General features: G+C 73.9%; 9 protein-coding genes and 2 pseudogenes. 6 read left to right on the plus strand and 5 right to left on the minus strand.

Translation table 11 applies throughout. The features are described 5' to 3' along the window. Nucleotides 1-18 precede the first annotated feature (18 nt). Nucleotides 19-432: pseudogene (locus B073_RS39210) on the plus strand (cupin domain-containing protein); the annotation flags it as partial. Nucleotides 433-450: 18 nt separating this feature from the next. Here the strand turns inward: B073_RS39210 and B073_RS46225 are convergent. From B073_RS46225 to B073_RS0106125, 4 genes are all read right to left on the minus strand, one after another. Next, the gene (locus tag B073_RS46225; protein ID WP_018537210.1) at nucleotides 451-588 is read right to left on the minus strand and encodes a hypothetical protein; all 138 of its coding nucleotides are present in this window, start codon (nucleotides 586-588) and stop codon (nucleotides 451-453) included. Nucleotides 589-622: 34 nt separating this feature from the next. Next, nucleotides 623-1,333: a gamma-glutamyl-gamma-aminobutyrate hydrolase family protein gene (locus tag B073_RS0106115; protein WP_018537211.1), complete on the minus strand. Its 711-nt coding sequence runs from the start codon at nucleotides 1,331-1,333 to the stop codon at nucleotides 623-625. A 42-nt stretch (nucleotides 1,334-1,375) separates the two neighbouring features. Then, complete coding sequence (eat, locus tag B073_RS0106120) at nucleotides 1,376-2,848, minus strand: ethanolamine permease (protein WP_018537212.1); 1,473 nt, start codon at nucleotides 2,846-2,848, stop codon at nucleotides 1,376-1,378. Between the two features lie 190 nt (nucleotides 2,849-3,038). Then, nucleotides 3,039-3,770 carry a FadR/GntR family transcriptional regulator gene (locus B073_RS0106125; RefSeq protein WP_018537213.1) on the minus strand — a complete coding sequence of 244 codons (732 nt, stop codon included), beginning with the start codon at nucleotides 3,768-3,770 and terminating at the stop codon, nucleotides 3,039-3,041. A 73-nt stretch (nucleotides 3,771-3,843) separates the two neighbouring features. Between B073_RS0106125 and B073_RS0106130 the strand changes: the two genes are divergently transcribed. The 4 genes from B073_RS0106130 (at nucleotide 3,844) to B073_RS0106145 (ending at nucleotide 8,751) form a co-directional block, all read left to right on the plus strand. Next, nucleotides 3,844-5,211 (plus strand): glutamine synthetase family protein, encoded by a 1,368-nt coding sequence (locus B073_RS0106130; RefSeq protein ID WP_018537214.1) that lies wholly within the window; start codon nucleotides 3,844-3,846, stop codon nucleotides 5,209-5,211. Nucleotides 5,212-5,220: 9 nt separating this feature from the next. Further along, nucleotides 5,221-6,588, plus strand: coding sequence for an aldehyde dehydrogenase family protein (locus B073_RS0106135; RefSeq protein ID WP_018537215.1), 1,368 nt, complete (start codon nucleotides 5,221-5,223; stop codon nucleotides 6,586-6,588). After that, nucleotides 6,589-7,389 (plus strand): 3-oxoacyl-ACP reductase, encoded by an 801-nt coding sequence (locus B073_RS0106140; protein WP_018537216.1) that lies wholly within the window; start codon nucleotides 6,589-6,591, stop codon nucleotides 7,387-7,389. A 75-nt stretch (nucleotides 7,390-7,464) separates the two neighbouring features. Beyond that, nucleotides 7,465-8,751: a haloacid dehalogenase-like hydrolase gene (locus tag B073_RS0106145; RefSeq protein ID WP_018537217.1), complete on the plus strand. Its 1,287-nt coding sequence runs from the start codon at nucleotides 7,465-7,467 to the stop codon at nucleotides 8,749-8,751. Between the two features lie 51 nt (nucleotides 8,752-8,802). Here the strand turns inward: B073_RS0106145 and B073_RS0106150 are convergent, their stop codons facing one another. Beyond that, nucleotides 8,803-10,026 (minus strand): amino acid deaminase/aldolase, encoded by a 1,224-nt coding sequence (locus B073_RS0106150; protein ID WP_018537218.1) that lies wholly within the window; start codon nucleotides 10,024-10,026, stop codon nucleotides 8,803-8,805. A gap of 215 nt (nucleotides 10,027-10,241) precedes the next feature. Between B073_RS0106150 and B073_RS47550 the strand changes: the two are divergent. Further along, nucleotides 10,242-10,530, plus strand: a pseudogene (locus B073_RS47550) (hypothetical protein); the annotation flags it as partial.

Consider the following 10,530-nt stretch of genomic DNA (forward strand, 5'->3'; position numbering starts at 1 on the left):
GTCGGGTGGTTGTCAGTTCGCCCCAGCATGCGCTCGCTCCAGCGCATCGCCGACGCCCTGGAGACCACCGCGGTACGGCTGCCGGCCGCCGCCGACGGGCCGCGCACCGTCGATGTGGTGCGCGCCGGTTCGGCGGCGGTCCCCGAGGACGGCGAGACCGGCCGGGTGCGCCCGCTGGTCCGGGGCCAACAGCAGCCGCATGCCCTGGAGTTCACCGGCCCGCACGACTGGCGGCGGGAATTCCGGCACCCGCACGACGAGTTGATGTACGTCGTGGCGGGCGCGGTGGAGGCCGACGCGGACGGCCGGCGCGACGAACTCGGGCCGGGCGACACCCTCTACTGCTCCGGCGGGGTCACCCACCGCCGGCGTGCGCCGGCCCCGTACAGCCGGGTGCTGCTGGTGGGCGTGGCGGACGACTTCCGGGGCTGAGGAGCCGGGCGGACCGGCTCAGCCGCCGGGTGCGGGCGGCGCGTCGGTGCCCGCGTCGTCCGTCCCGACGGCGTCCGGGAGGGCGGCCTCGTCGGAGCCGGTGTCGGGGACGAGGGTGGCGGGCAACTGCCCGGCCTCGTCGGCCTGGTCACTCACTCGTCCAGGGCCTGCCCGCCGGGCCGTCCGGGGATCACACCCCGGAGGGGGCCGCCGTGCGGGCCGCGGCGACCAGGGCGTCCATCACCCGGGTGTCGTCGCCGGCCTCCGGATGCCACTGCACCGCCAGTGTGAAGGCCGCCGCGTCCGGCAGCTCCACCGCCTCGACGGTGCCGTCCTCCGCGTAGGCCGAGGCCACCAGCCCACGGCCGAGCCGGTCCACGGCCTGGTGGTGGTAGGTCGGGACGGCCACCGGCTCCGGCAGCGCCGCGGCCAGCAGCGTGCCGGGCACCGGCTTGATCTCGTGCCGGGCGAAGACCCCGGGCGGGCCGGAGTGCCCGTCCAGGTGCTGGACGAGGGTGCCGCCGAGTGCCACGTTCAGCAGCTGCAGCCCCCGGCAGATGCCCAGCAGCGGCACTCCGGCCGTCAACGCCGCCTCGATCAGGGCCAGTTCCCAGGCGTCCCGGTCGAGCGCGGGCGGGCCGGTGCGGGGGTGCGGCTCCGCACCGTAGCGGGCCGGGGCGACGTCGGCGCCGCCGGCGATCACCAGTCCGTCGAGCCGGGCGACGGTCGCCGCGGCGGTCTCCGGGTCGCCGGGCGGCAGCAGCGCCGCCAGCCCGCCCGAGCGCCGCACCAGGCGCGGATAGCCGGCCGGCACCAGCGCGGCGGGCAGCGTCCACACCCCCCAACGGGCCTCTTCCTGATAGGTGCTGATGCCGATGAGGGGCGGCTGCGGCTGGGACATCGGATGGTCCTCCCTGCGGTGCGGTGTGGTGCGGTCCGGTGGTCAGTCGCGTTCGAGTTCGGCCTCGGCGGCGGCCAGTGCCGCGAACTCCTCCTCGGGCGCCGCGGCCACCAGCCGGTGACGGGAGTAGAAGGCGAAGTAGGCCAGGGCGACCCCGTAGACGCCGAGCGCGATGAACGCGGCCTCCTTGTCGACCAGGAACGTCGCCACCAGCGCCGAGCATGCCAGGACGAAGGCGACGGCGGAGGTCAGCATGCCGCCGGGCGTGCGGTACGGGCGGTGCAGACCGGGTTCGCGGCGGCGCAGCACGAGGTGCGAAAGGGCCATCAGCGCATAGGAGATGGTGGCCCCGAAGACCGCGACATTGAGCATCCGGGCGCCGTCGCCGGTCGCCGCGGCGAGCCCGAAGCCCAGCGCGCCGGGGACCAGCAGCCCCAGGTAGGGGGCCTTGCGGCGGCTGGTCAGGGAGAGGAAGCGGGGCAGATAGCCGGCCCGGGAGAGCGCGAACAGCTGCCGGGACCCGGCGAAGATCAGGGAGAAGAAGGACGCCACCAGCCCGGCCAGTCCGGCGTAGTTGACGATCCGGCCGACCGTGGTCGGCCTGCCGTGCGGCTGGAGCGCCTGCACCAGCGGGTCGCCGACGGACCGGATCGCGTCCGAGCCGCGCGCCCCGGTCGCCGCGACGAAGGTGATCAGCGCGAGCAGCAGCAGGATGCCCATCGCCGCGGCCATCGCCCGGGGCAGCGTGCGGGCCGGGTCCTTGGTCTCCTCGGCCGCCAGCGGGACGCCCTCCACGCCCAGGAAGAACCACATCCCGAACGGGAACGCCGCCCAGATGCCCAGCACCCCGAACGGCAGCCACGAACTCGCCCCGAACGCCCCGGACTTGACCGGGATGTCGTTGAGCGCGTCCACATGGAAGTCGCTGAGCGCGGCGACCGCGAAGACCAGCAGCGCGGCGACCGCGATCGCGGTGACGATCAGGCTGAACCGCAGCGCCTCGCCCACGCCCCACAGATGGATGCCTATGAAGAGCACGAAACAGGCGAGGTAGACGGGCCAGCCGGAGTGCAGTCCGAACAGTCCCAGCGACTCGACGTAGTCGCCGATGAAGATCGAGATCGCGGCCGGCGCCAGTACGTACTCGATCAGGATCGCGGTGCCGGTCAGAAAGCCGCCCCAGGTGCCCAGTGCCCGCCGGGCGAAGCCGTAGCCGCCGCCCGCGGTGGGCAGGATCGAGGCCAGTTCGGCGAGTGCGAAGACCAGGCAGGTGTACATCAGGCCCATCAGGACCGCGGCGATCGCCAGACCGCCGAAGCCGCCCTGCGCCAGACCGTTGTTCCAGCCCGAGAAGTCGCCGGAGACGACATAGGCCACCCCGAGGCCGGTCAGCAGCAGCGGGCCGGCGCTGCCGCGGCGCAGCGTCCGGCGCTCCAGATAGGCGTCGCCGTCCGGCGGGCCGCCACCGGGGGACGCGGCGGTCGCTGCGGTCTGCGCACGGGTGCTGTCGGCCATGAGCCGCTCCTGCCTTGCGGGGACAACCGGAGTAAAGGTTTAGCCGCATACCTTTGCCGTCCGGGTGGCTCAGCGCAAGACCCAGGCGTAAAAGACCGGTGACGCGATGGTGCAGAGCGGGCGGCGCGGGAAATGCAGGGCATGCGGGACATGCGGGGCACGCGCCCGGCGGCGGCCGGCCCGCGCGCCGCTACAGGACCGGGGAGGCCAGGAAGCCGCGCAGCAGTGCCGCGGTGCCGCAGCAGTGCTCCCGCATCACCTCGCGGGCCCCGTCCGCGTCGCCCTCCAGTACCGCCTCCACCAGCGCCGCGTGCTGGTTCTGCGAGTGCTCCAGGTTGCGCACCAGCAGCGGGATGCAGTCCAGCAGCTCGTTGACGCGAGCCCGGACGGCGGCGTACTGGGCGGCCAGCGTCGGCGATCCGGACAGCTCGGCCAGGGTCAGGTGGAGCAGCGTGTCGCGCCGGCGGTAGTCGGCCAGCGGCGCGTCCTGGGTGGCGGCCAGCGCCTCGCGCAGCCGCTCGGCCTGCTCGTCCGGCAGGCCGTGGGCGGCGCACAGCCCGGCCGCGCCGACCTCCAGCACCTCGCGGAAGCGGAGGATGTCCTCCACGTCGGTCCGGTCCACCCGGCGGCGCAGCTCCGCCTCGTCCGGTCCCTCGGTGCGGACGCGTACGAAGGTGCCGCCGTAGCGGCCGCGCCGGCTCTCCACCAGGCCCTCGTCCTGGAGGACCTTGAGCACCTCGCGCAGGGTGACCCGGCTGATCTGCAGCCGCTCCGCCAACTCCCGCTCGGCGGGCAGCCGTTCGCCCTGCGGCACCAGTCCGAGCCGGACGATCTGGAGTATCTGCTCCAGGGCCTCCTCGAAGCCGTTGCCTGCCCGCACCGCCCGCAGCACCGGCGCCAGCCGGTCGGCCGCACCGTCCATCGGAACCCCTTCCCAATCAATGGTTCGTGTGCATACCTTATGACCTCCGGATGCACCGACAGGAGGCACCACCGTGGCAGACCGCAGGCCCCCCCTCTCCGTCGAGGAGCTCACCGCCCTCGTCGACAACGGGGAGATCGACACTGTCGTCCTCGCCTTCACCGATATGCAAGGCAGGCTCCAGGGCAAGCGGTTCGCCGCCCGCTACTTCCTCGACACCGTCCTCGAACACGGCACCGAGGGCTGCAACTACCTCCTCGCCGTCGACGTCGACCTCAACACCGTCGACGGCTATGCGATGTCCTCCTGGGAGCGCGGCTACGGCGACTTCGCCATGCACGGCGACCCCGCCACCCTCCGCCGCACCCCCTGGAACCCCGGCACCGCCCTGATCACCGCCGACCTCGCCTGGCACGACGGCTCCGCGGTCGCCGCCTCCCCCCGGCAGATCCTGCGCCGCCAGCTCGACCGGCTGGCCGAGCGCGGCTGGCGCGCGTACGCCGGCACCGAGCTGGAGTTCATGCTCTTCAAGGACTCCTATGAGGCGGCCTGGTCGCGCGGCTACCGGGAGATGACCCCGGCCAACCAGTGGAACGGCGACTACTCCGTCCTGGGCACCGGCCGGGTCGAGCCCGTCCTGCGCCGGATCCGCAACGAGATGGGCGCGGCCGGCATGACCGTCGAGTCCGCCAAGGGCGAGTGCAACCTCGGCCAGCACGAGATCGTGTTCGTCTACGACGAGGCGCTCACCACCTGCGACCAGCACAGCATCTACAAGACCGGCGCCAAGGAGATCGCCGCCCAGGAGGGCATGGCGCTCACCTTCATGGCGAAGTACGACGAGCGCGAGGGCAACTCCTGTCACATCCACCTCTCGCTCCAGGACGAGCAGGGCCGGCCGGTGCTGGCCGACGACCGCGACCCCTACGGCATGTCGCGGACCATGCGGCACTTCCTCGCCGGCCAGCTCGCCGCGATGCGCGACTTCACGCTGCTCTACGCCCCCAACATCAACTCCTACAAGCGGTTCCGCCCCGGCTCCTTCGCGCCCACCGCCGTCGCCTGGGGCCCCGACAACCGCACCTGCGCCCTGCGGGTCGTCGGCCACGGCCGCGCCCACCGCCTGGAGAACCGCCTGCCGGGCGGCGATGTGAACCCCTATCTCGCGGTCGCCGGCATGGTCGCGGCCGGCCTGTACGGCATAGAGCACGAGCTGGAGCTCCCCGACGCCACCACCGGCAATGCCTACGCCGGCGACGCCGCGCACGTCCCCACCACCCTGCGCGAGGCCGCCGAGCTGTGGGAGCGCAGCCCGATCGCCCGCGCCGCCTTCGGCGACGAGGTCGTCGACCACTACCGCCACATGGCCCGCGTCGAACAGGACGCCTACGACGCCGCCGTCACGGACTGGGAGCGGTTCCGCTCCTTCGAGCGCATGTAAGGAACGCCCGTGCTGCAAGAGCTGACCATCCTCAATCCGGCGACCGAGGAGGTGGTGGCCACCGTCCCCACCACCTCCCCCGACCAGGTCGACGCGGCGGTCCGCCGGGCCGCGGCCGCCCAGGAGACCTGGGCCGCGGTGGCCCCCGGCGACCGGGCCCGGCTGCTGCGCCGCTTCGCCGACGTCGTCGACGCCCAGATCGAGCCGCTGGCCCGACTGGAGCTGCGCGAGGCCGGCCACCCCCTGGGCAACGCCCGCTGGGAGGCGGGCAACGTCCGCGACCTGCTGCACTACGCCGCCGGGGGAGTGGAGCGCCTGACCGGCAGTCAGATCCCGGTGCCCGGCGGCCTGAACCTCACCGTCCAGGAGCCGCTCGGCGTCGTCGCCGTCATCGCCCCCTGGAACTTCCCGATGCCGATCGCCGCCTGGGGCACCGCCCCCGCCCTCGCGGCCGGCAACGCCGTCCTCCTCAAGCCCGCCGAGACCACCCCGCTCACCGCGCTCCGGCTCGCCGAACTCGCCCTGGAGGCCGGGCTCCCCGAGGGCCTCTTCCAGGTCCTGCCCGGCGAGGGCCCGGTCACCGGCAGCGCGCTCGTGGACCACCCCGGCGTCGCCAAGGTCGTCTTCACCGGCTCCACCGCCACCGGCCGCCGGATCGCCGCCCAGTGCGCCGCGCAGACCAAGCGGCTCACCCTCGAACTCGGCGGCAAGAGCCCCAACATCGTCTTCGCCGACGCCGACATCGAGGCCGCCGCGGCCGCCGCCCCCGGCTCCTTCCTCGACAACACCGGCCAGGACTGCTGCGCCCGCAGCCGCATCCTCGTCCAACGCAGCGTCTACGACCGGTTCCTGGAGCTGCTGGAGCCCGCCGTCAAGGCGTTCACCGCCGGCGACCCGGCCGACCCCGCCACCCAGATGGGCCCGCTGATCTCGGCCGCCCAGCGCGACCGGGTCCGCTCCTACGTCCCCGAGGACGCGCCGGCCGCCATCCGCGGCGAGGCCCCGTCCGGCAAGGGCTTCTGGTACCCGGCCACCGTCCTGGAGGGGCGCCCCGAGGACCGCACCGCCGTCGAGGAGATCTTCGGCCCGGTCGCGGTGGCCCTCCCCTTCGACGACGAGGCCGACGCGATCCGGCTCGCCAACGCCACCGACTACGGCCTCGCCGGCTCCCTGTGGACCCGGGACGTCGGCCGCGCGCTGCGCGTCTCGCGGGCCGTCGCGGCCGGCAACCTCTCCGTCAACTCCCACAGCGCGGTGCGCTACTGGACCCCGTTCGGCGGCTTCAAGCAGTCCGGACTCGGCCGCGAACTCGGCCCGGACGCGCTGACCGCCTTCACCGAGACCAAGAACATCTTCATCAGCACAGAGGAGCGCTAAGTGACCGACCAGACCGCCGTGTGCCGCCGCCTCGTCGGCCGTACCGCCGTGATCACCGGAGCCGGCAGCGGCATCGGCCTGGCCACCGCCCGCCGGCTGGCCTCCGAAGGCGCCCACGTCGTCTGCGCCGACATCGACGAGACGGCCGGCAAGGCCGCCGCCGAAGAGGTCGGCGGCACCTTCGTCCAGGTCGACGTGACCGACGCCGAGCAGGTCGAGGCGCTCTACCGGACCGCCTACGAGACCTACGGCTCGGTGGACATCGCCTTCAACAACGCCGGTATCTCGCCGCCCGACGACGACTCCATCCTCACCACCGGCCTGGACGCCTGGAAGCGCGTCCAGGAGGTCAACCTCACCTCGGTCTACCTCTGCTGCAAGCACGCCCTGCCCTATATGCAGCGCCAGTTCGCCGAGACCGGGCGCGGCGGCTCCATCATCAACACCGCGTCCTTCGTGGCCGTGATGGGCGCCGCCACCTCGCAGATCAGCTACACCGCCTCCAAGGGCGGCGTGCTGGCGATGTCCCGCGAACTGGGCGTGCAGTTCGCCCGCGAGGGCATCCGCGTCAACGCGCTCTGCCCGGGCCCGGTCAACACCCCGCTGCTGAAGGAGCTGTTCGCCAAGGACCCCGAGCGCGCCGCGCGCCGCCTGGTGCACGTCCCGGTCGGCCGGTTCGCCGAGCCCGAGGAGATCGCCGCCGCGGTCGCCTTCCTCGCCAGCGACGACTCCTCCTTCGTCAACGCCGCCGAGTTCCTCGTCGACGGAGGCATCGCGGGCGCCTACGTCACCCCCCTGTAGGCTCCCTGATCAGTATGGGGCCGGCACCACCGGGTGCCGGCCCCGCCGTGCTTCCCCCCTGACCACGGAGGACACATGACCGCTCCCCTCAGGCGGCTGCTCGCCCTCGGCCTCGCCGGCACCGCCGCACTCACCGCCCTCACGGCCACCACGCCGGCCACCGCCGCCGCCCCGGCCCAGGGCCCCCAGCGCGCCCGCTGCCCGCAGCTCTCCAAGAACCTGCCCTGGTACGGCGACAACCGCGCCAAGCTCCAGAAGATGATCGACGAACGCGGCACCTGCTCGGGCCACGGCGGCCCCCGCCCGGTCGCCGCCTTCGACTGGGACAACACGGTCGTCAAGAACGACATCTCCGACGCCACCCTGGCCTGGATGCTGCGGCACGACAAGCTGCCCCGGCCCACCAGCTGGCGGGACACCAGCCCCTGGCTCAGCCCCGCCGCCGACCGCGCGCTGACCCGGGCCTGCGGCACCGGCACCCCCGGCCGCCCGCTGCCCACCTCCCGCAACACCGCCTGCGCCGACGAGATCATGGAGATCCGCGGCTCGGCGAAGACCATGAGCGGCGCCGAGGCGTTCGCCGGCGACTGGAACCACCGCCGCACGGTCCCCGACTACGCCTGGATACCGCAGCTGTTCGCCGGCCTGAAGCCCGCCACCCTCACCGCGTACGCCAAGCGCGCCCGCGCCGAGAACCTCGCCGCGCCCGTCGGCGCCGTGCAGACCGTCGGCACCCACAAGCTGGCCGGCTACGTCCGCTACTACGACCAGCAGAAGGACCTGATCCGCACGCTCAAGCGGGCCGGCTTCGACGTCTACATCGTCTCCGCGTCGTCCGAGACCGTCGCCGAGGCGTGGTCCGGCGGCGTCGGGGTGGACGCCCGGCACACCCTGGGCATCCGCAGCCGCGTCCGCGACGGCCGGCTCACCACGACCATCGCCGGCTGCGGTGACGTCAAGGACGGCCCCGGCGAGGTCATCCCGTACGTCGACGGCAAGCGCTGCTGGATCAACCAGGAGATCTTCGGCATCAAGGGCGCCGAGGCGTGGCGCAAGCAGGACCCCGCGCACCGCATCGCGCTCGGCGGCGGCGACGCCAACACCGATGTCACCTTCGTCGGTGACGCCACCGGCGCCCACCTGGCCATCAACCGCAACAAGGACGAGTTGATGTGCCGCGGCTACGACAACGCCGACGGCCGCTGGGTGGTCAACCCGATGTTCATCGACCCGCTGCCCCGCAAGTCCGGTGTGTACCCCTGCGCCACCAAGGGCTACACCAACACCGACGGCACCCTCGGCCCGGTCCGCCGCCCCGACGGCACCGTCGTCGCCGACCAGCGGGACCGGATCCACGGCTGACACCGGGCCTCCGGACGCCGGACGGGGGCCGCACCGCCACCCGTGACACCGTCACAGGAAGGTGCGGCCCTCGCCCCGGTACGTCGGCACCGTCGCCACCACCCGGTCGCCCTCGACCAGGTGCAGCTGTGCGAACCGCTCGCACAGCTCACCGGCCTTGGCGTGCCGGAACCACACCTTGTCGCCGACCGCCAGCCCGTCCGCCGCCGCCCCCAGCAGCGGCGTCTGCACCTCGCCCGGCCCTTCCTGCGGGTCGTAGCGCAGACCGGCCGGCAGATACGGCTCCGGCAGCCGGTCCGCACCGGCCACCCCCGACGCCGGATAGCCGCCGCCCAGCACCGTGACGACACCCGGCCCCGGCCGCCGCACCACCGGCTGGGCGAACAGCGCCGCCGGACGCCCTTGGAACGACCGGAAGTTGTCGAACAGCCGCGGCACATACAGCCCCGAACCGGCCGCTATCTCCGTCACGGCCGCCTCCGCCGCGGTGTGCTGCACGCTCCCCGTCCCGCCGCCGTTGACGAACTCCAGCCGCGGCGCCACTGCCCGCACCGCCCGCACGGCCTCCCAGCGCCGCCGCGCCAGCTCCTTCCGGGCCGCCGCCTGCATCACCCGGATCGCCCGCGAGAACACCGGCTTCCCGGCGACCTCGTCGCCCACCCCCGCCACATGCCCCTCGTAGGCCATCAGCCCCACCAGCCGGAAACCGGGCCGGCGCACCACCGCCGCCGCCAGCGCGGCCAGCGCCGCCGGCTCCCGCAGCGGCGAGCGCCGCGCCCCGACCCGGACCTTCCCGGCCAGCAGCCGGTACGAGGTGTCCAGCTCCAGGCAGACGCGCACCTCCTCGCCGCGGCCCGGGCCGGCCGCCCGCGCGGCGTCGATCAGATCCAGCTGCGAGGGGTCGTCGACCGTCACCGTCACCGCCGCCGCCGACGCGGCGTCCCCGGTCAGCTCGGCGAAGCCGTCCCGGTCCGCCGACGGATAGGCCAGCAGCACGTCCGGGAAGCCCGAGCGCGCCAGCCACAGCGACTCGGCGAGCGTGAAGCTCATGATCCCCGCGAAGCCGTCCCGCGCCAGCACCCGCTCCAGCAGCGCCCGGCAGCGCACCGACTTGCTCGCCACCCGGATCGGCTTGCCCTGCGAACGGCGCACCAGATCGGCGGCGTTGGCGTCGAAGGCGGCCAGATCCACGACGGCCAGCGGCGCGTCGAGAGCGGCGGTCGCCCGGTCGTAGGCGGCTTTGTCGGCATACGTGCCGGCGGAGGGCTGCGACATGGCCGCAGCCTGCCAGACACCGCTACCGCGGGGTAAGGGGACGAACCGCGCCGGAAGTGACGCCGGGGCGTCCAGGGGTTGGAGCACCGGGCGCGCCAGCCCTTACAGTGGCTCGACACCGCAACCAGCAGGTCAGCGGCGTGATGTCCGGATACGAGCCACCCTGCCCCGATTGCTTGTCGGGTCCGGGGCACACCGTGCGAGGGGGAGCGCTGGTGAGCGCCGATGCCGATTACGCCGATGCTCCGCGCATCCCACCCATACCCCCGCGCCCGCCCCGCCGCCCGTCCCGGCCGCCGGCCGACCTGGACCCGAAGACCACCGTCCTGCGCCCGGTCCCCGCCGACGCCGACGCTGCCGTCCCGCCGCCGGCCGCCCCCGCCGCCCGCCGGCCGCTCCCCGCCGAGACCCCCCGGACCCCCTCCGCGAGCCCGGCCCCCGCCGCCCCGCCGGCCCCGCGCACCCCGCCAGCGACACCGCCGCCTTCCACCTCGCCAACAGCGG

This window comes from Streptomyces sp. MspMP-M5 (genome assembly GCF_000373585.1).
Classification (GTDB): domain Bacteria; phylum Actinomycetota; class Actinomycetes; order Streptomycetales; family Streptomycetaceae; genus Streptomyces.